The organism is Catenuloplanes nepalensis (genome assembly GCF_030811575.1).
Lineage (GTDB): Bacteria > Actinomycetota > Actinomycetes > Mycobacteriales > Micromonosporaceae > Catenuloplanes > Catenuloplanes nepalensis.
This window is the reverse complement of record NZ_JAUSRA010000001.1, coordinates 6,671,442-6,692,137: the sequence shown is the minus strand read 5'-3', so window position 1 is coordinate 6,692,137 and position 20,696 is coordinate 6,671,442. Positions and strand designations below refer to the sequence as shown.

The 20,696-nt window shown below is 70.6% G+C and carries 14 protein-coding genes and 2 pseudogenes; 11 read left to right on the top strand and 5 right to left on the bottom strand.

Annotated elements, in window-relative coordinates; translation table 11 throughout:
• Window positions 1–150: 150 nt before the first annotated feature.
• Window positions 151–1,092: a siderophore-interacting protein gene (locus tag J2S43_RS28750; RefSeq protein ID WP_306834479.1), complete on the top strand. Its 942-nt coding sequence runs from the start codon at window positions 151–153 to the stop codon at window positions 1,090–1,092.
• Between the two features lie 174 nt (window positions 1,093–1,266).
• Here the strand turns inward: J2S43_RS28750 and J2S43_RS28745 are convergent.
• Window positions 1,267–1,441, bottom strand: a pseudogene (locus J2S43_RS28745) (type II toxin-antitoxin system Phd/YefM family antitoxin); the annotation flags it as partial.
• A 45-nt stretch (window positions 1,442–1,486) separates the two neighbouring features.
• Window positions 1,487–2,095, bottom strand: a complete 609-nt coding sequence (locus tag J2S43_RS28740) for a TetR/AcrR family transcriptional regulator (protein ID WP_306834477.1) — start codon at window positions 2,093–2,095, stop codon at window positions 1,487–1,489.
• A gap of 108 nt (window positions 2,096–2,203) precedes the next feature.
• Here J2S43_RS28740 and J2S43_RS28735 point away from each other — a divergent pair, with 108 nt between their 5' ends.
• Together J2S43_RS28735 and J2S43_RS28730 are read left to right on the top strand one after the other, a co-directional pair.
• Window positions 2,204–2,890, top strand: coding sequence for an SDR family NAD(P)-dependent oxidoreductase (locus J2S43_RS28735; protein ID WP_306834475.1), 687 nt, complete (start codon window positions 2,204–2,206; stop codon window positions 2,888–2,890).
• 7 nt (window positions 2,891–2,897) lie between these two features.
• Window positions 2,898–3,290 (top strand): ester cyclase, encoded by a 393-nt coding sequence (locus J2S43_RS28730; RefSeq protein WP_306834473.1) that lies wholly within the window; start codon window positions 2,898–2,900, stop codon window positions 3,288–3,290.
• 1,570 nt (window positions 3,291–4,860) lie between these two features.
• Here the strand turns inward: J2S43_RS28730 and ilvD are convergent.
• Window positions 4,861–6,705: a dihydroxy-acid dehydratase gene (gene ilvD, locus J2S43_RS28725; protein ID WP_306834470.1), complete on the bottom strand. Its 1,845-nt coding sequence runs from the start codon at window positions 6,703–6,705 to the stop codon at window positions 4,861–4,863.
• Between the two features lie 275 nt (window positions 6,706–6,980).
• Here ilvD and J2S43_RS28720 point away from each other — a divergent pair, with 275 nt between their 5' ends.
• From J2S43_RS28720 to serA, 6 genes and pseudogenes are all read left to right on the top strand, one after another.
• Entirely contained in the window at window positions 6,981–9,155 is a 2,175-nt protein-coding gene (locus tag J2S43_RS28720; RefSeq protein WP_442320072.1) for a putative bifunctional diguanylate cyclase/phosphodiesterase, read from the top strand.
• 285 nt (window positions 9,156–9,440) lie between these two features.
• Complete coding sequence (locus J2S43_RS28715) at window positions 9,441–11,291, top strand: acetolactate synthase large subunit (RefSeq protein ID WP_306834467.1); 1,851 nt, start codon at window positions 9,441–9,443, stop codon at window positions 11,289–11,291.
• 15 nt (window positions 11,292–11,306) lie between these two features.
• A complete protein-coding gene (gene ilvN / locus J2S43_RS28710) occupies window positions 11,307–11,822 on the top strand; it encodes an acetolactate synthase small subunit (protein ID WP_306834465.1) in 516 nt (171 codons plus the stop codon).
• Between the two features lie 70 nt (window positions 11,823–11,892).
• Window positions 11,893–12,906 (top strand): ketol-acid reductoisomerase, encoded by a 1,014-nt coding sequence (gene ilvC / locus J2S43_RS28705; RefSeq protein WP_306834463.1) that lies wholly within the window; start codon window positions 11,893–11,895, stop codon window positions 12,904–12,906.
• Window positions 12,907–12,983: 77 nt separating this feature from the next.
• Window positions 12,984–14,231: a mannosyl-3-phosphoglycerate synthase gene (locus tag J2S43_RS28700; protein ID WP_306834462.1), complete on the top strand. Its 1,248-nt coding sequence runs from the start codon at window positions 12,984–12,986 to the stop codon at window positions 14,229–14,231.
• Window positions 14,232–14,308: 77 nt separating this feature from the next.
• Window positions 14,309–15,889 (top strand): annotated as a pseudogene (gene serA, locus J2S43_RS28695) (phosphoglycerate dehydrogenase); the annotation flags it as partial.
• 4 nt (window positions 15,890–15,893) lie between these two features.
• Here the strand turns inward: serA and J2S43_RS28690 are convergent.
• Complete coding sequence (locus J2S43_RS28690) at window positions 15,894–16,259, bottom strand: hypothetical protein (protein ID WP_306834460.1); 366 nt, start codon at window positions 16,257–16,259, stop codon at window positions 15,894–15,896.
• An 878-nt stretch (window positions 16,260–17,137) separates the two neighbouring features.
• The gene (locus J2S43_RS28685) at window positions 17,138–17,905 is read right to left on the bottom strand and encodes an FAD:protein FMN transferase (RefSeq protein WP_306834458.1); all 768 of its coding nucleotides are present in this window, start codon (window positions 17,903–17,905) and stop codon (window positions 17,138–17,140) included.
• Window positions 17,906–18,092: 187 nt separating this feature from the next.
• On the opposite strand from J2S43_RS28685, the gene J2S43_RS28680 reads away from it, so the two are divergent.
• Both J2S43_RS28680 and J2S43_RS28675 read left to right on the top strand, forming a co-directional pair.
• Entirely contained in the window at window positions 18,093–19,124 is a 1,032-nt protein-coding gene (locus tag J2S43_RS28680; RefSeq protein ID WP_306834455.1) for a 3-isopropylmalate dehydrogenase, read from the top strand.
• Between the two features lie 133 nt (window positions 19,125–19,257).
• Window positions 19,258–20,355, top strand: a complete 1,098-nt coding sequence (locus tag J2S43_RS28675; RefSeq protein ID WP_306834454.1) for a branched-chain amino acid aminotransferase — start codon at window positions 19,258–19,260, stop codon at window positions 20,353–20,355.
• Window positions 20,356–20,696 lie beyond the last annotated feature (341 nt).

The window sequence follows — 20,696 nt, the reverse complement described above, 5'->3', positions numbered from 1 at the left end:
GCGCCACCTGGCCGCACGTCGCGAACACCCGGATACAGCAGGCGCCCGCGCGGCACACCCGGACGGCTCCTCGCTCCGGCCCCGCCGGGGTTCCCTCCTCCCGGTGACTTTGTTAGGTTAGCCATGCCTTACAGATCATCGGGAGGAACCGTGACCCTGACCGCCGAGCCCGACACGACGGTCCGACCCTGGCGCTTCTTCATCACCGAGGTGCGCCGCGTCGAACGGATCAGTCCCAGCTTCCTGCGCGTCACGCTCACCGGCGACGATCTGGACCGCTTCGCGTCCACCGGCTACGACCAGCGGTTCAAGCTGATCCCGCCGCTGCCGGAGACCGGCTTCGACACCCTCCCCGACGGCCCCGACTGGTACGGCGAGTGGCGCGCGCTCCCCGAGGCCCACCGCAACCCGATCCGGACGTACACGATTCGCGAGGTCCGCCCCGGCCCGCGCGAGGTCGACGTCGACATGGTCCTGCACGGCGACCACGGTCCCGCCTCGCGCTGGGCGCTGACCGCCCGCCCCGGCTCGCGGATCGCGCTGCTCGGCCCGAACGCCGACCACCCCGGCCCGCACGGCGGCTTCGACTTCCGCCCGCCCGCCCACGCCGACTTCCTGCTGCTCGGCGGCGACGAGACCGCCGCCCCCGCGATCGCCGCGATCCTGGCCAAGCTCCCCGCCGACGCCCGCGGCGAGGCCTTCATCGAGGTCCCGGAGACCGACGACCACTTCCCGGTCACCGCCCCCACCGGCGTCACCGTCACCTGGCTCCCGCGCGACGGCGCCCCGCACGGCACCCACCTGATCCCCGCCGTCGAGACCGCCACCGCCCGCATCCTCGGCGACTCCCGCCTCGCCGACGCCCCCGCCACCATCGAGGACGTCGACGTCGACCACGACCTTCTCTGGGAGGTCCCGGTCGACGCGACCGGCGCCCCGCTCACCGACGCCAGCCGCCTCTACGCCTGGCTGGCCGGCGAGGCCGCCGTCATCAAGACCCTCCGCCGCCACCTCGTCACCGGCTGCGGCGTCGACCGCCGCGCCGTCGCCTTCATGGGCTACTGGCGCCTCGGCCGCGCCGAGGGCAGCTGACCCCACACCTCACCGTGATCGGGGCGTCCCTCATGCCGTTCTGACGGCATGAGGACGCCCCGATCACGTCATCACTCCGCGCGCTCCCGCACGATGTCGTCGGCCAGGACGATCCCGTCCGGCGCGGGCATCGGCCGACGCAGGAAGTCGCGTTTCGTCTCGGCGATCGAGCTAACCTGCGAGTGAATCGATCCCGAGCCGGTTGACCCGCCGCGCCAGGGACCACCTTCGCCACCGGCGTGCCGGCCCGATCAATGAAGATCTCTTCGCCGTTCTCCACCCGCTCGATGATCCGCGACAGGTGCGTCGCGGCCTCGTGGCTGTCGAAGTGAGCCGGCTCGGCGGGCATCACCTCACCCCTCTCGGCTCGGTTGACAGGCCGGCCCACGGACTCTCAGGGGTGCGGCGCGACCGCGCGCAGGGCCATGTCGACGGAGGCTTGGAGGTCGTCGCGGGTGGCGCCGGCGGCGGCGTGGACGGCGTGGCCCTCGCTCAGGGCCATCACGAAGCGGGCCATCGCGTGCGGGTCGACGCCGGATGGCAGGTCGTTCTCGGCGGCGGCGCGGGTCAGGCGCTCGGCGATGGCGGCCTCGGTGGCGGCGCGGCCGGTGGCGAGGGCCGCGGAGATGCGGGCGTTCTCCGGGGAGCAGGCCAGGCCGCCCTGGATGGAGAGGCAGCCGGCCGGGTGGTCGCCGTCGGTGAGGCCGTCCGCGCTGGAGCGCAGGAACGCCTCGATCGAGGCGTAGGCGGTGGGCTGGTCGAGCGCGGCCCGGGCCTGGGCGACCCGCTTCTCGTGGTAACGAGCGAAGGCGCGCTTGAACAGCTCCTCCTTGCTGCCGAACGTCGAGTAGAGGCTCGGCCGGTTGATGCCCATCGCGCCGGTGAGCGCGCTCAGCGACGCCCCCTCGTAGCCGTACAGCCAGAAGACCTCGGTGGCCCGATCGAGAACCGTCTCCTCGTCGAAGGCCCGTGGTCGGCCCGGCGTCTGCGTGCTCGTGCTCATGACCCCACTCTACCGCTCGGTACAAATTGTGACCGGGACCTCTAACCGATCGGTACAAAACCTTGCTACGGTGGTGGCGTAACCGAGCGGTACAAAATTAGGAGACCCATGGCCATCACCCTCATCACCGGCGCCAACAAGGGCATCGGGTTCGAGACCGCCCGGCACCTCGTCGCGGCAGGGCACACCGTCTACGCCGGTGCCCGCGACCCGGAACGCGGCGAGCGGGCGGCCGCCGCGCTCGGCGCGAAGTTCGTACAGCTCGACGTCACCGACGACGCCTCGGTGCAGAGCGCGCTGGCCACGATCGACGCCGTCGAGGGCCGCCTCGACATCCTGATCAACAACGCCGGCATCCTCGCGGACGGCCCAATGACCGGGCCCGCGGCCCGCGACGCGTTCGACGTGAACACGGTGGGCGTCATCCGCGTCACCGAGGCGGCGCTGCCGCTGCTCCGCAGGGGCACGAACCCGTCGGTCGTGAACGTCTCCAGCAGCCTCGGCTCGTTCTGGGCCGTGACCAACCCGGACCGTCCGGAGTCCGGCATGACGCTCGCGCTCTACTCCGCGTCCAAGGCCGCGGTCACCATGCTCACCGTGCAGTACGCCAAGGCGCACCCCGGCATCCGGTTCACCGCGCTCGAGCCCGGCACCGCGGCCACCGACATGAACGCCGCCTACGACATCGGCCGCCCGGTCGCGGAGAGCGGCGCGGTCGTCGCCCGCGTCGCCACCCAGGACTCCGGGGCTCCCAACGGCTCCCTCCAGGACGAGCACGGCGCGCTGGCCTGGTAGCCGGATCATGACCGACGACGAACTGCGCGCCTGGTACGCCCGCTACATCGCGGACCTCAACGCCCACCGGTTCGACCGGATGGACGAGTTCATCGCCGACGACGTGTTGCTGAACGGCGAGCCCGGCACCCGCGACGACGTCCTCACGGTGCAGCGGCATGACGTCGACGCCGTGCCCGATCTGCACTGGGAGATCGAGGAACTACTGCTCGACCGCGACCGGATCGCCATCCGCGCGACCAACACCGGCACGCCGGCGAAGGAGTGGCTGGGCGTCCCGCCGTCCGGCGCCTCGTTCGAGATCGTCGAGTACGCGATCTACCGGATCGCGAACGGCCGTTTCATCCAGATGACCGCGCTGCACGACTCGGCGGAACTCCGCCGCCAACTGACCGCATAGACACCGAAAGCGGGCGGTCCATCTTCGAAAGGGCCGCCCGGCTGGCCGCCCGGCTGGCCGCCCGGCTGGCCGCCCGGCTGGCCGCCCGGCTGGCCGCCCGGCTGGCCGCCCGGCTGGCCGCCCGGCTGGCCGCCCGGCTGGCCGCCCGGCTGGCCGCCCGGCTGGCCGCCCGGCTGGCGGTCCGGCTGGCTTTCCGGTGGTCCGGATGGTGGTCCGGATGGCTGTTCTGACGGCCGCCACCTGGCGGTCCTGGAGGCCAGCAGCCGGACGATCGGACCGCGTCCGAATTGTCGCCATGCGCTGACCTTTCAGCACGCTTACTGAGCCTTCGGCGTCAGGGTGACCGGCGCTCGGCAATCAGCACAGAACTTCCCTCCGTCACTGAATCCCTGTCCGAAATATCATCACAAAGGCGGCGACGGCGACTCTTGAAAGCGATCACGTGTCGCAAATCGTTGTTGAAAGCGCCGGATAACAACGATTTGCGACACGTGATCAACTCCCAGCCCGGCCATACCGAGCCTTGGACGTCGAAGTGAGCGGCGCTCCGCAGCGGCGAACCTCTAGCGTGAGATTTCGGGTGCGCGGCGCCCGGACGGCCACCGCCGCTCGAACCTCGACTCCGAATGGTCAGTATTCAGCGCGGCGAGCCGACACCGCGTTGCCGCAGGCCGGGCAGCCTGACGAGGCGGCGCTGAATAAGCCTCAGCGTCAGGGGGAACGCGCCGACGATCCATGATCCAGGAGGGCTATTCAGCGCATTGCGCGCCGACGGTGCTGGCCTGCGGCAACGCGGCGTGAGGTCGCCGCGCTGAATAAGCCTCCAGGCGTCCCCGAAGTCGTTCTAACGACTTCGGGGACGCCTGGATCACCAGAAAGCCGCCGGCGGAGACCCGATGTTGGAAGGCCAGTGGTAGCGGGCGCTGCGCTCGCCTGAATGTCGAAAGCGACGGATAGCCCAATTTGGTGCTTGATCAAGCGGGCTTTCAAGAACAATCGTCGCGTACCACTTCGCGTCACTCGTGTTTCGCCTCCGTGGTCGTGATCGCAGCGGAATTCCACTGCGTAAGACGCTGATGTGTAATTCGCATCAGTAGCATGCCGAAGAGGATGAGGCTTGTTCAGTGTAGCCCTCGTCATGCTGCCCGGCCTGCGGCAACGCGGTGTCGGCTCGCGGCGCTGAATAAGCCTATGTGTGCTCGATCAACGGTCGATTGAACGAAATCCACGTTATGTGGCACCGATAACGTGGATTTCGTTCAATCGATGGATGATCAAGTGACGGCGGGGCTTTTGTCCTATTTCTGCAGCTCGGCTCGTTCGGCGAATTCATAGATCAGAAGCGCGATGCGGAGCCTGTCCGATATTTCGTGAAATAGGGAGCTGACCCCGCGTGTCAAGCAAGCGGAGTCCACGCACCTGAACATCGTTATGTCGTCGGCGGCCGTTTCGAGCCGATCGAAGCAGCCGCCAACGACATAAGGAGATCGGGCCGGTGCCCGCGGGAGCAAGCTCACGCCGGAAGTGGGAGAACGGGTTCAGGGCACTCGCCGGAAGTGGGAGAACGGGTTCAGGGCACTCGCCGGTAGGCGCCGTCGGAGGCCGACGTGGCCATGGAGGCGTAGGCGCGCAGCGCCGCCGAGACCGGACGGTCACGATCGACCGGCGTGTACGGCTTGTCGCGCTTCTCCTGTGCGATCCGGCGTGCCTCCAGCACGTCGTCGGCCACGTTGAGGTTGATCGAGCGGTTCGGGATGTCGATGACGATCTCGTCGCCCTCCTCGACCAGCGCGATCAGCCCGCCGGACGCCGCCTCCGGCGAGACGTGGCCGATGGAGAGGCCGGACGTGCCGCCGGAGAAGCGGCCGTCCGTGATCAGCGCGCATGCCTTGCCCAGGCCGCGCCCCTTCAGGAACGACGTCGGGTAGAGCATCTCCTGCATGCCCGGCCCGCCGCGCGGCCCCTCGTAGCGGATCACCACGACGTCACCGGCGACCACCTGCTTGCCGAGGATGCCGGTGACCGCGTCGTCCTGCGACTCGAAGACCCTCGCCGGGCCGGAGAACTTCCAGACCTCCTCCGGCACGCCCGCGGTCTTCACCACGCACCCGTCCGGCGCGATGTTGCCGAACAGGATCGCCAGGCCACCGTCCGCGGTGTAGGCGTGCTCGAGATCGCGGATGCAGCCGTCGGCCGCGTCGATGTCCAGGGTGGACCAGCGGTTCTCGGTGGAGAACGCCTGGGTGGTCCGGACGCCGCCGGGCGCCGCGTGGAAAAGCTCGATCGCCTCCGGCTTCGCGGCACCGGAGCGCACGTCCCAGTCGGAGAGCCAGCCGTCGAGCGAGGGGGAGTGCACCGAGTGCACGTCCTTGTGGAGCAGCCCGGCCCGGTTCAGCTCGCCCAGGATCGCCGGGATGCCGCCGGCCCGGTGGACGTCCTCCATGTGGTACTTCTGGCTGTTCGGCGCGACCTTCGACAGGCACGGCACCCGGCGGGACACCTCGTCGATGTCGGCCACCGTGAAGTCCAGCTCGGCCTCGCGCGCCGCGGCCAGCAGGTGCAGGATCGTGTTGGTCGAGCCGCCCATGGCGACGTCGAGCGCGACCGCGTTCTCGAACGCGGGCCGGCTGGCGATCGCGCGCGGCAGCAGCGAGGCGTCGTCGCCGTCGTAGTAGCGCTTGGCGATGTCCACGATCAGCCGGCCGGCCTCGACGAACAGGTCCTTGCGGGCCGCGTGCGTGGCAAGCGTGGAACCGTTGCCGGGCAGTGCCAGGCCGATCGCCTCGGTCAGGCAGTTCATCGAGTTGGCCGTGAACATGCCGGAGCAGGAGCCGCAGGTCGGGCACGCGGAGCGCTCGATCGTGTCGAGCTGCTCGTCGGAGACCGCGTCGTCGACGGACGCGACCATGGCGTCGATCAGGTCGAGCTTGGAGTGCACGACGCCCTCGACCGCGACGGTCTTGCCGGCCTCCATCGGGCCGCCGGAGACGAAGACGGTCGGGATGTTGAGGCGCAGCGCGGCCATCAGCATGCCGGGCGTGATCTTGTCGCAGTTGGAGATGCAGACGAGCGCGTCGGCGCAGTGCGCGTTCACCATGTATTCCACGGCGTCGGCGATCAGCTCGCGGCTTGGCAGCGAGTAGAGCATGCCGGCGTGGCCCATGGCGATGCCGTCGTCGACGGCGATCGTGTTGAACTCGCGCCCCACGCCACCGGCCGCGGCCACCGACTCGGCGACGAGGCCGCCGAGATCCTTGAGGTGGACATGACCCGGTACGAACTGGGTGAAGCTGTTCGCGATGGCGACGATCGGCTTGCCGAAGTCGTCGTCGGTCATTCCGGTGGCCCGCCAGAGAGCGCGGGCGCCGGCCATCGTCCGGCCGTGCGTGGAGGTCCTTGACCGCAGCTGGGGCATGAGCCCCAGTGTTGCACCGGTGTAAACGCGGCGGCAGCATTAGGCGCCCCTTACGTCCACCACGCGGGACGACGTGGTAGACGACACGGGTTGATGAGGAGACGGCACGCGGTTGATGGGGACCGGGCACCCGGCTGCGTGACCGGAATACCACGCTTCGCACACGCTGTCCCCACGGTCCGGCATTTATCCGGCACAGTGAATGTGTGCACCTACCCCCTGGTGTCTGGATCGCCGCACTCGCCGCCGCTCTCTCGGCCGTGCCGGCCTCGGTCATGCTCGTGTCGTCCGCGCGCCGCCGGGCCGGTCGCCGCCGGCACGCGCACCACCTGCTGGCCGCCGGCAGCGCGATCATCGCGCTGACCGCGGTGGCCGGGCTCGGGGTGGCGCTGACCGCGCACAGCCAGATCGCGGCCCGCCTGATCGCGCTCGGCATGGTGGCCGGGGCGGTGACGTTGCTGGCCGGGATGCTGATGTTGCCCGGCGCCGCGGATACCGGGGCCACGGCGCTGCAACACCTCCTCGACGGGCTGGCGATCGCCGGCTCGGTCTGGTTTCTGGGCTGGGCGCTGGTCGCCGCGCCGACCCGGATTCTGGGCGCGCTCACGCCGTACCCCTGCTGGATGTTGCTTCTGCCGTTGGGTGTCGCCGTGCTGGCGCTGGGCCTGACCACGATGGTGTCGGTGCGCATGCCCCGGCCGCGCGGCGGCTCGGCGGGCGTCGGCGCCGGCATCACCGCGGCCGCGCTGGCCGGGGCCGGCATCTCCGGCGGCGTCTGCCTGGAGTGGTCCGGCGTGGTGCTGGCCAGCGCCCTGCTGCTGCCGGCCGGGCTGACCGTGATCGCGATCGCGGCGCGGGCCACCGACCGTGAGCCGGAGCCGGCCGAGGTGGACACCACCCGGCGCGGTGCCGCGGTGGTGTTCCTGCCGATGGTCGTGCTCACCGGCGCGGCGACCTATCAGACTCTGCGCACCGGCTCCATCGGTACGGTCGGCGCCGCGGCCGGCTGCCTGGTGCTGGTCGCGCTGGTCGGCCGGCAGTACCTGGCGCTGCGCGACGTGCGGCGCGGTGCGGAGCGGCTGCGCGAGCGGGAGGCGCACTTCCGCGGCTTGGCCCACACCGACCCGCTGACCGGCCTGGCCAACCGGCGCGGCATGCTGCGCGTGCTGCACCACGAGGTGTTCTCCGGAGACGGCGAGAAAGAGCCGTGCGTGCTGCTGGGCATCGACATGGACGGCTTCAAGAGCGTCAACGACCTCCGCGGCCACGACGTCGGTGACCGGGTGTTGATGGAGGTCGGCGGCCGGCTGCGGATGCACCTGCGGCCCGGCGACGCGGTGGCGCGCCTCGGCGGCGACGAGTTCGCCGTGCTGCTGTGGGCGGGCGAGGACGAGGCGGAGAAGATCGCGCTCCGGCTGCTCGACGCGCTCGCTGCGCCGTATGAGCAGGTCTTCCTGTCCGCCAGCATCGGGATGGCGGCGGCGCGGTCGGCCGGTGACGTGGAGACGCTGATGCGCAACGCCGACCTGGCGCTGCGCTACGCGAAGGCGCGCGGCAAGAGCCGGGTCGAGCGTTATCGGCCGGCCTACGACCACCTGCTGCGCCGCCGCACCACGCTGGAGCACGAGCTGCGCGGCGCGATCGAGCGGGACGAGATGCGAGTGGTGTTCCAGCCGGTGGTGGCGCTGCCCTCGGCGCGCCCGGTCGGCGCGGAGACGCTGCTTCGCTGGACGCACCCGGAGCTGGGCTCGGTCGGCCCGGACGAGTTCATCCCGGCCGCGGAGGAGTCCGGGCTGATCTCGAAGCTCGGCCGGTGGGTGCTGGACCAGGCCTGCCGCCGGCTGGCCGCGTGGCTGCGGGACGGCCACGACGTGTGGGTCTCGGTGAACGTCTCACCGCGGGAGCTGCACGCGCCCGACTATGTCGGGCAGGTGGCCGAGGCGTTGAACGCGCACCGGGTGCCGCCGCAGCGACTGGTGCTGGAGGTGACCGAGCACGCGGTCGCGACCGACCTGGACGAGCTGTGCCGCCGGCTGCGCGCGCTGCGGGACACCGGCGTGCGGATCGCGCTGGACGACTTCGGCGCCGGTTACTCGTCGTTGGGGCAGCTGCGGGACCTGCCGGTGGACATCCTGAAGATCGACCGGAAGCTGGTGGTGGCGTCCGAGCCGCTGGTCGACGTGGTGGTCCGGCTCGGTCATCGGCTCGGCCTGGAGGTGCTGGCCGAGGGGATCAGCGCGCCCGCTCACCTGGCCGTCGTGGAGGCGTCCGGCTGCCGCTTCGGCCAGGGCTTCCTGTTCGGCGGCGGGGTTCCGGCCGAGCACCTGGAGGCGCAGCTGCGGGCCGCGTCGCCCGCGCACCGGGTGCCGGCCGCCGCCGGGCATGGTCGGCGTGCCATATCCGCAGGTCAGATCGCTCCGGCGGTCGACGGTGACGGCTCGTCGGGGTGAAACCCGCGCATCCGTGAACCAATATATGGGATAGGTTGACTCAGCGCATGAGATGAGTAAGGCTGTCGGTATGTCCCTGTGCCTGACCGCCTCGTTCGCGATCACCCGCGACCTCCGGTCCTCTCGAGTACTTACCTGAGCGCACTCCCCTCGATTTGGGAGTGCGCTGGCCCCGTGTGATTTCCGCACGAGGGCCGTTTTTATTGGCCGGGTAGAGGCCCCTTGAGGGCAGTTTCACAACATTCGAGATTCACAGCACCGAAGGTCCGAAAGGTCCGAACAGCCATGAGCAGACCCACGCCCGAGACTCTCGCCCACCGAGCCCACGCGTTCGCGTCCTCGGCGACGACGGCCGCCACCTCCGCCACCCCGGCCGCGCCGGCCGTCGCCCCGGTCCAGGTCACCGGCGCCGGCTCGCTCGTCAAGTCGCTCGAGTCGCTCGGCGTGGACGTCGCCTTCGGCATCCCCGGCGGCGCGATCCTGCCGGCCTACGACCCGCTCTACGACTCCGCGGTGCGGCACATCCTGGTCCGGCACGAGCAGGGCGCGGGCCACGCCGCCACCGGCTACGCGCAGGCCACCGGCAAGGTCGGCGTCTGCATCGCCACCTCCGGCCCCGGCGCGACCAACCTGGTGACGCCGATCGCCGACGCGTACATGGACTCGGTGCCGATCGTCGCGATCACCGGCCAGGTCGCCCGGCCGTATATCGGGACGGACGCCTTCCAGGAGGCGGACATCCAGGGCATCACGCTGCCGATCACGAAGCACAACTACCTGATCCAGCGCGCCGAGGACATCCCGCGGGTCCTGGCCGAGGCGTTCCACCTGGCGATCAGCGGCCGTCCCGGCCCGGTCCTGGTGGACATCCCGAAGGACGTCCTGCAGGCGCAGACCACGTTCAGCTGGCCGCCCACGCTGGAGCTGCCCGGTTACCGGCCGACGCTGCACCCGCACGGCAAGCAGATCCGCGAGGCCGCGCGCCTGATGGCGAGCGCGCGCCGCCCGGTGCTCTACGTCGGCGGCGGCGTGCTGAAGGCGCGAGCCACCGAGAGCCTGCGCAGGCTGGCCGAGCTGACCGGCATCCCGGTGGTCACCACGCTGATGGCGCGCGGCGCGTTCCCGGACTCGCACCCGCAGCACATGGGCATGCCCGGCATGCACGGCACGGTCACCGCGAACTACGCGATGCAGAAGTCGGACCTGCTGGTCGCGCTGGGCGCCCGGTTCGACGACCGGGTGACCGGCAACCTGGAGTCGTTCGCGGCCGGCGCGAAGATCGTGCACGCGGACATCGACCCGGCCGAGATCGGCAAGAACCGGGCCGCGGACGTGCCGATCGTCGGCGACGCGCAGCACGTGATCGACGAGCTGATCTCCGCGATCGAGGCCGACCAGGCGGCGCACCGCACCGGCGACTACGCGGCCTGGCGGTCCACGCTGGAAGGACTCCAGGCCAGGTACCCGCTGGGTTACGACGAGCCGGAGGACGGCACGCTCTCCCCGCAGTTCGTGATCAAGCGGATCGGCGAGATCGCCGGGCCGGACGCGATCTACGCGGCGGGCGTCGGCCAGCACCAGATGTGGGCCTCGCAGTTCATCTCGTACGAGAAGCCGTACACCTGGCTCAACTCCGGCGGCGCCGGCACCATGGGCTACGCGGTCCCGGCGGCGATGGGCGCGAAGACCGGCAAGCCGGACACCGTGGTGTGGGCGATCGACGGCGACGGCTGCTTCCAGATGACCAACCAGGAGCTGGCCACCTGCGCGCTGGAGAACATCCCGATCAAGGTCGCCGTGATCAACAACGGCAACCTGGGCATGGTCCGGCAGTGGCAGACGCTCTTCTACGATCAGCGCTACTCCAACACCGAGCTCGGCACGCACAAGCACCGCATCCCGGACTTCGTGAAGCTGGCCGACGCGCTCGGCTGCGTGGGCCTGCGCTGCGAGTCCGCGGACGACGTGGACCGGGTGATCGCGGAGGCGATGGCGATCAACGACCGCCCGGTGGTCATCGACTTCGTGGTCGGCAAGGACGCGATGGTCTGGCCGATGGTCCCGGCCGGCATGAGCAACGACGACATCCTGTTCGCCCGCGGCATCCGCCCGGACTTCCCCGACGACGCGGTCTGAGAGGCACCCCCCGTCATGACCAAGCACACGCTCTCCGTGCTCGTGGAGAACAAGCCCGGCGTGCTCGCGCGCGTCTCCGGGCTCTTCTCCCGCCGCGGCTTCAACATCGACTCGCTGGCGGTCGGCGAGACCGAGCACCCCGAGGTCTCCCGGATCACCATCGTGGTCAACGCGGACGAATCGCCGCTGGAGCAGGTCACCAAGCAGCTCAACAAGCTGGTCAACGTGCTGAAGATCGTGGAGCTGGACCCGGCCGCCGCGGTGCAGCGCGAGCTGCTCCTGGTCAAGGTGCGCGCCGACCGGACCGTCCGATCACAGGTCCTCGAGACGGCGAACCTGTTCCGTGCCCGCGTGGTGGACGTCGCACCGGACACCCTCACGATCGAGGCGACCGGCACGGCCGACAAGCTGGACGCGTTGCTGCGCGACCTGGAGCCGTTCGGCATCAAGGAGATGGTCCAGTCCGGACTGGTCGCGATCGGCCGTGGATCGCGTTCCATCACGACCGGACCTGCGCTCCGCGCTGCCTGAGATTCAGTGCTTCGCGCACTGCTGATTCTTTTAAATCAAGAACCGGCTCCGGCCGTACGAAAGGGAAGTCATGCCTGTAACGGTCTACTACGACGCCGACGCCGACCTGTCCATCATCCAGGGCAAGAAGGTCGCCGTCCTCGGCTACGGCAGCCAGGGCCACGCCCACTCGCTGTCGCTCCGGGACTCGGGCGTCGAGGTCGTCATCGGCCTGCCGGAGGGCTCGAAGAGCCGTCCCAAGGTCGAGGAGCAGGGCCTGAAGGTGCTCACCCCGGCCGAGGCCGCCAAGTGGGCCGACGTGATCATGGTGCTCGCGCCGGACACCGTGCAGCGCACGCTGTACACCGAGTCGATCGCGCCGAACCTGACCGCCGGCAAGGCGCTCTTCTTCGGCCACGGCCTGAACATCCGCTTCGAGCTGATCAAGCCGCCGGCCGACGTGGACGTGGCGATGGTCGCGCCGAAGGGCCCGGGCCACCTGGTCCGCCGCCAGTACGTGGACGGCAAGGGCGTCCCCGCGCTGGTCGCGGTCGAGCAGGACGCGTCCGGCGGCGCGCTCGCGCTCGCGCTCTCCTACGCGAAGGCGATCGGCGGCACCCGCGCCGGCGTCATCGAGACCACGTTCAAGGAGGAGACCGAGACCGATCTGTTCGGCGAGCAGGCGGTCCTCTGCGGCGGCGCGGCCGCGCTGGTGCAGACCGGTTTCGAGGTGCTCACCGAGGCGGGCTACGCGCCGGAGATCGCCTACTTCGAGTGCCTGCACGAGCTGAAGCTGATCGTCGACCTGATGTACGAGGGCGGCATCGCCCGCATGCGCTACAGCGTCTCCGACACCGCGGAGTTCGGTGACTACACCCGCGGCCCGCGCGTGATCAACGCGTCGGTCAAGGAGGAGATGAAGAAGATCCTCTCCGAGATCCAGTCCGGCCAGTTCACCCGTGAGCTGATCGAGGACGACGACGCGGGCCGCCCGGCCTTCACGAAGTACCGCGAGCAGGGTGCGGCGCACCCGATCGAGGTCACCGGCAAGAAGCTGCGCGACATGATGAGCTGGGTGGACCGGCCGATCACCGAGACCGCCTGATTCCTCTTTCGAGAAGCGCGCCGGGGTCCGCCCCGGCGCGCTTTTCAATGCCCGCCGCTGCGGGTAAGGACCCCGCCATGCGGCTGGAGCAGCACCTTCGACACGAGCGCTTCGGCGCGGTCCGCATCCACGAACTGCAGCGCGTCGTGGAGCTGGACTCGGGACGGCACGCGCCCGGGCCGTCCGGCGGCACCGAGGTGGTGGCGGACGAGGAGATCCGCGCGGTCATGCGCGAGCTGGTCATCGTGGTGCCGTGCATGGACGAGCCGCGCCGGGTGATCGAGGGCGTGCTCGCCGGCATCCCGCACGACTGCCTGATCGTGCTGGTGTCGAACAGCGCACGCCACCGGTTCGCCACCGAGGTGGGCAGCGTCGACGAGTTCTGCCGGCTCACCGGGCGCGCGGCCGTCGTCGTGCACCAGCGCGACCCCGGCCTGGCCGCCGCGATGAGGACCGCCGGCATGCCGGAGCTGCTCGGCGACGACGGGCTGGTCCGCACCGGCAAGGGCGAGGCGATGCTGATCGGCACCGCGATCGCGGCGATGAGCGGGCGCGCCTACGTGGGCAGTGTGGACGCGGACAACCACGTGCCCGGCGCGGTCCACGAGTACGTCACCGCGTACGCGGCCGGGCTGCGCCTGGCCGACGGCCCGTACGCCATGGTCCGGATCCCGCGGCACCCCCGGCCGGTGGTCCGCGACGGCCGGCTCTTCCTCGACCGGCGCGGCGGCGGCGCCGAGGTCACCAACCACTTCCTGAACCGGGTGCTGGCCGCGCACACCGGGCTGGTCACCGAGGCGATCGCCACCGGCGACGCGGGCGAGCGCGCGCTGAGCCTGCCGCTCGCGCTGCGGCTGCGCGTGGCCGGCGGTCTCGCGGGCGAGGCGCACGAGTACGCCGACCTGTTCGATCAGTTCGGCCGGCCCGGTGCGGAGGCGGTCTCGGTGCTCCAGATCGAGATGCGCGACTCCCGGTCGCACGACGACGTGGGCGACGAGCGCGGGCCCGGCCGGTGGTCGGAGGCGCTCGGCGTGCTCTACCACTCGCCGGTCACGCCCCCGGCGGTCCGCGCGGAGATCGCGGACTTCCTGGCCGCACGGGACGTGGAGCCGGCGCCCGGCTGGATCTACCCACCGCTCGGCGGGCTCGCGTTCGACCTGCTCAAGGACGTACTGACGCGCGAGGCCGGCACGTTCCGGGAGATCGACGGGCGGCCGGAGCAGGACGGGCCGATCCTGCCGAACCCGCTCGGCCTCGCGGTCGGCCGCGCGCCGGTGCCGGAGATCGACGACGAACCTGTCCCGATTGACACGGTTCTCGATTAACGATTTTTCGCCCATCGAGACCGCGAAACCGGGGCGTAACCTCACAAGATCGGTGTAGGTCGATCTTGTGAGGTGTCATGAGGCCCGTCGTGGTCGTCGCGGAGGAACTCGCCCCCGCGGCCCTGACCCAGCTTCGCCAGGACTTCGACGTGCGGCAGGTGGACGGCACCGACCGTGCCGCACTGCTCGCCGCGCTCGCGGAGGCGGAGGCCGTGGTGATCCGCAGCGCCACCCGGATCGACGCGGAGGCGATCGCGGCCGGCCCGGCGTTGCGCGTGGTGGCCCGGGCCGGCGTCGGGCTGGACAACGTCGACATCCCGGCCGCGACCACGCACGGCGTGCTGGTGGTGAACGCGCCCACGTCGAACATCATCTCCGCCGCCGAACAGGCCGTGGCGCTGCTCCTGGCCGTGGCCCGGCACACCGCGAGCGCCAGCGCCGCGCTCAAGGCGGGAGAGTGGCGCCGCGCGAGGTACACCGGCGTCGAGGTGTCCGGCAAGACAGTCGGCGTGGTCGGGCTCGGCCGGATCGGCGTGCTGTTCGCGCAGCGGATGGCCGCGTTCGGCACCCGGCTGATCGCCTACGACCCGTACGTGCAGCCGGCCCGTGCGGCCCAGCTCGGCGTGCACCTGGTCTCGCTGGAAGAGCTGCTCGGCGAGGCCGACTTCATCTCCGTGCACCTGCCGCGCACACCGGAGACCGTGGGCCTGATCGGCGCGCGCGAGCTGGCGCTGGTCAAGCCGGGCGTGCGGATCATCAACGCGGCGCGCGGCGGCCTGATCGACGAGCAGGCGCTGGCGGACGCGCTGGCCGAGGGCCGGGTGGCCGGCGCCGGCGTGGACGTCTACGCGAAGGAGCCGTGCACGTCGTCGGCGCTGTTCGCGCACGACACCGTGGTCGCCACGCCGCACCTCGGCGCGTCCACGGTGGAGGCCCAGGACAAGGCCGGGCTGGACGCGGCGCGCAGCGTGCGGCTCGCGCTGCACGGCGAGTTCGTGCCGGACGCCGTGAACGTGCAGGCCGGCGGCGTGGTCGACGAGGAGGTGCGGCCGCTGCTGCCGCTGGCCGAGAAGCTCGGCACGGTCTTCACCGCGGTCGCCGGCATGGTCGCGGCGAGCGTGACCGTGGAGGTGCGCGGCCCGGCCCGCCCGCCGGAGGTGCTGCGGCTGGCCGTCACCAAGGGCCTGTTCGCGTCCGTCACGGCGGAGCGGGTCACCTACGTCAACGCGCCGATGCTGGCCGAGGCGCGCGGCGTGGGAATCTCACTGGCGGCCGGCCCCGAGGACGGGGCGCACGAGGTGACGGTGCGCGGTGTGCTGCCGGACGGCCGGACACTGAGCGTCTCCGGCACCGTGACCGGCGGCGCGCGCGAGATCCGGAAGATCACCGAGGTGGACGGCTACGGCACCGAGCTGACGGCCGACGGCATCCTGCTCTTCTTCACCTACGTGGACCGGCCCGGCGTGGTCGGCACGGTCGGTTCGATCCTCGGCCGCGCCGGCGTGAACATCGCGGGCATGCAGGTGGCGCGGCGGGCGGCCGGTGGCGAGGCGCTGATGACGCTGATGGTCGACTCGGCCGTGGGCGTGGAGCTGCTCACCGCCGCCGCGGAGGCGATCGGCGCTGCCGCCGCGAGCGCGGCGGACCTGCGCGACGACGCGGTTACTGCGGGGGGCGGGCCGTGGCCTGTGGCGGATAGACCGATCCGCCCTGAACGTCCAGAAGCATGAGATTGTGCGCGCCGGCGAGCTGCTCGATGAACAGCAGCACCTCGTCCGGGCACGTCTCCACCAGCTTCATCTCCACATGGTCACGCGCCACATGCAGCGGCTTCGTGACGAACGGGGAGGCGTTGCTGGCCGCGCCCCGATCCGGATATCGGGCCGTCAGATCGGCGTAGAAGGCATTGATGCGCCGGTCGGGTGCGCCGGCGGCATGGATGCCCGCGACACACCTCTTATGACCGGCCGTCACGTCGGCAGGCTCACCGGTCCGGTCAAGCGCCCAGACCACCAGGTCGAAACTCACCGGGGAAGAATGCCATCCGTTCCACCATCGGTCATCTCGGCCCCGACCGACACGCTGAGCCGCGCTGCTTCCACCCGCCGGCAGGCCTTGTCACACCCACCGATGTCGCTATAGCGTGTTTGATTGGTCACACAGGGCGATCGCCTGGCCGGGACGACCGCCCATGGGGACCCGTCTTCGGGTGACGGCGTCCCCGGTGTGACCGCCGGGTGCGTTCTCCGCGACCTCACGGACCACCACCCGACACCGGTCGGCCTCCACAGTCCGTTGCCGAGAGCTGTGGGGGCTGGCACGGAGTAGCGCGGTTTGGGCACTGAGTGATGGTGCTGAGCGTGGTTTGCTGCCTGGGTGATGGTGCTGAGCGTGGTTTGCTCACCGGGCGATGGTGCTGAGCGTGGTTTGCTCGCCGGGTGATGGTGTTGAGCGCGGTTTGCTCGCCGGGTGATGGTGCTGCGCGGTTTGCTCGCCGGGTGATGGTGCTGAGCGCGGTTTGCTCACCGGGTGATGGTGCTGAGGGTGGTTTGCTCACTGGGCGATGGTGCTGAGCGTGGTTTGCTGCCTGGGCGATGGTGCTGAGCGTGGTTTGCTGCCTGGGCGATGGTGCTGAGCGTGGTTTGCTCACTACGCGACTGTCAAAGCCTGGCACGGCTGTTGTCCTGGCCGGTCATCCCACAGCGGCCAGCTGTGGGCCAGGCCGGGGCTGGGGCGATCAAAGTCAAAAGCTACGGTCAAAAGCTACGGTCAAAAGCTACGAGCCAGATCAAGTGCTGGGTTCCCGCTTCCGGCGGGGTGTAGACCGTTTACTCCCGCGGGCAGCGGTCGTCGCTGGCGCTCCTCCCTGCGGGGTTGCCGGTGGCTGAGTTGAGAACCTCGGGTGGTCAGTGGCGGCCGGTGCGGTTCAAGGCGTGGTAGCCGTCTGTGGTGGGGAACCAGGACAGGGCGGTGGGGCCGGCGGCGTAGAGGGCGATGGCGTAGCCGTTGGCGGCGGAGAGTTCGGGGCCGAGGACGGTGGTGACGGCGAAGCCGTCGGCCTGGGCGCCGGTGTGCGGGTCGATGATGTGGTCGCGGCGGCCGGCGGCGCCGGTGGTGGCGACCGCGCCGGACGTCAGCTCCAGCGTCTCGATCACGCGGCGGCCGTCATACGGATCCCGGATCGCGATCTTCCATGGGCGGCCGGCCGGCGAGTGGCCGCGCACGGTCACGTCCGCGCCCGCGTGGATCGCGTAGTCCTCGATCCCGGCCGCGCGCAGCCGGGCCGCGGCGCGCTCCACCGACCAGCCCTTGACCAGGCCGCTCGGGTCGAAACCGCCCGGCACCGCCCACGCGTCGAACCAGCCGTCGGTCGCGGCGCGCATCAGGATGCAGCGGTCGACCAGGTCGGCCAGTGGTGCATAGAGGTCGGCGGAGATCTCGCCGCGGCGGAACCGGGCGACCAGACTGCGCTCGCGCAACGGGCCGAACGTGGTGTCCAGCGCGCGCAGCTCGGCGACCGCGTCGGCGAGCGCCTCACCCGCGCCACGCCGGTCCATCGACGGCGGCGCGGTGAAGCAGAAGGCGAACTGGTCCGCCCCGATCTGCACCTGGTGCCGGACGACGATGCCCGTGGCGGTCCTGGTCCGCTCCGGCATTACGACCGTGGTGCTCATGGTGCTTCCCCCGTCGTGAACAACTGTGTCCAGGGCTCACCGTAGGCTCGGCGCCTGAACCTCAGGTGGCCGGAGGCTATTAGTTTCCTGTGCGTTACCGAACCGGAATGTGGGACGGCCGTACCGAACATCGGGACGTGGGCGTAGGGTCTGCACAGTTGCAGACGGTGTGGTGAGGAGTTCAGGCGTGGCGCGGATCGCGGTGGTGGGCGGCGACGGCATCGGCCCGGAGGTGACCGCTCAGGCGATCAAGGTCATTCAGGCCGTGCTCCCCGGCGTCGAGACCGTCGACTACGACCTCGGCGCCGCGCGCTATCACCGCACCGGCGAGGTCCTTCCCGACTCCGTCCGTGACGAGCTGGCCGGGTTCGACGCCATCCTGCTCGGCGCCGTCGGCGACCCGACCGTGCCGCCGGGCGTGCTGGAGCGCGGGCTGCTGCTCAAGATGCGCTTCGACTTCGACCAATACGTGAACCTGCGCCCCTCGAAGCTCTGGCCCGGGGTTGCCGGCCCGCTCGGCGCCGTCAAGTCCGGCGAGATCGACTTCGTGGTCGTCCGCGAGGGCACCGAGGGTCTCTACGCCGGCGCCGGCGGCGTCCTGCACCGGAACACGCCCGCCGAGATCGCCACCGAGGAGAGCCTGAACACCCGGTTCGGCGTCGAGCGGGTCATCCGCGACGCGTTCGCCCGTGCGCAGCGCCGTGAGCGCCGCAAGGTCACGCTGGTGCACAAGACCAACGTGCTGACCCACGCCGGTGGTCTGTGGGCGCGCACGTTCGAGGCCGTCAAGGCCGACTTCCCGGACGTCACCACGGAATACCAGCACGTCGACGCGGCCGCCATGTTCATGGTCACCGCGCCCGCGCGCTACGACGTGGTGGTGACCGACAACCTCTTCGGTGACATCCTCACCGACATCGCGGCGGCCGTCACCGGCGGCATCGGGCTCGCGGCCAGCGGCTGCATCAACCCGGAGCGCCGCTTCCCGTCCATGTTCGAGCCGGTGCACGGCTCCGCGCCGGACATCGCCGGCGAGGGCGTCGCCGACCCGGTCGCCGCCGTGCTCTCCGCGTCCCTGCTGCTCGACCACCTCGGGCACCCCGACGCGGCCGCGCGAGTAACCGAGGCGGTCGCGAGCGAGCTGGCCGCCCGCACTCCGGGGGCCCCGCTGCGCACCGCCGACGTCGGTGACCGGCTGGCCGCCGCCGCTGCCTCCTGACAGCGTCTCGTCCGCTTCCGGTCCGTACCCTGTGCAGGGTCGTTCCGGATTTTGATCCACGGCCCTGCGTATCCCCTTGAACGACCGTTCGGGGTAAGTTTCAGCAAACCGTGGATATGGAGGTTCCAGCGCTATGAGCGGTGGTGACAAGCTCGACTTCGAGATTCGTCCGAATGCCACCCCGGTAGCCGCCGCCGATCGTGCCGCGCTCCTGGTGAACCCGGGCTTCGGCCGCATCTTCACCGACCACATGGTCACCGTGCGGTATGCGGAGGGCAAGGGCTGGTATGACGCCCGTGTCGAGGCCCGCGCGCCGATCCCGATGGACCCGGCCTCGGCCGTGCTGCACTACGCCCAGGAGATCTTCGAGGGCCTGAAGGCGTACAACACGGCAGACGGCGGCGTCTCGATGTTCCGCCCGGACGCGAACGCCCGCCGGTTCAACCTGTCGGCCGACCGGATGTCCATGCCGGCGCTGCCCGAGGAGGCGTTCCTCGGGTCGCTGCGCGAGCTGATCACGATCGACCGCGACTGGATCCCGACGGACGCGGACGGCAGCCTCTACCTGCGCCCGTTCATGTACGCCAGCGAGGTCTTCCTCGGCGTCCGCCCGGCGCGGGAATACCTCTACCTGGTCATCGCATCCCCGGTGGGCGCCTACTTCTCCGGCGGCGTCAAGCCGGTCACCGTCTGGGTCTCGCCCGACTACACGCGCGCGGCCCCCGGCGGCACCGGCGCGGCCAAGTGCGGCGGCAACTACGCGGCGTCGCTGGCCGCCCAGGCCGAGGCGATCGAGGCCGGCTGCGACCAGGTCGTCTTCCTCGACGCGGTCGAGCAGAAGTACATCGACGAGCTCGGCGGCATGAACATCTTCTTCGTGTTCGACGACGGCACCCTGGTCACGCCGCCGCTGACCGGCACGATCCTCCCCGGCATCACCCGCGAGTCGGTCATCACGCTCGCCCGCGACGCCGGCCACGAGGTCGTCGAGCGCCCGATCAGCTTCGACGAGTGGCGCGCCGGCGCCGAGTCCGGCCGCATCTCCGAGACGTTCGCCTGCGGCACCGCCGCGGTCATCACGCCGATCGGCACGGTCCGCTCCCCGTCCGGCGAGTTCACGATCGACGGCGGCGGTTCCGGCGAGGTCACCATGTCGCTGCGCCAGCAGCTGGTCGACATCCAGCGCGGCACCGCCCCGGACACCCACGGCTGGATCCACAAGATCTTCTGAGCCGCCGTGATCGCGCGAGGGCGCTTCCCGTACCAGGAGAAGCGCCCTTCGGGCTTTTCTTGACCGACGATATTCCCACTTCCGGCCGCTCCGGTTCCGCATGCTCCCGCGGGCACCGGTCCAATGCCACTCAGCCTAGTTTGATCCTGAAGGAGCTGCGGTACGGCCGCACTCCCGCGACCGGCGGGAATGCTCTCAGCCCGATCCGGGTTCCGTGGCCTCGCTCGCTGTCGGTGCGCGAATCGCGCGCGGTCTCCGGGCACCGCCGGCGGCGGGTGGGGTCGGCCCCCTTCCGGCGGGGCCCGGTGCCTCGTGCCCGAAATCTCCCGATGAGGCGGGTA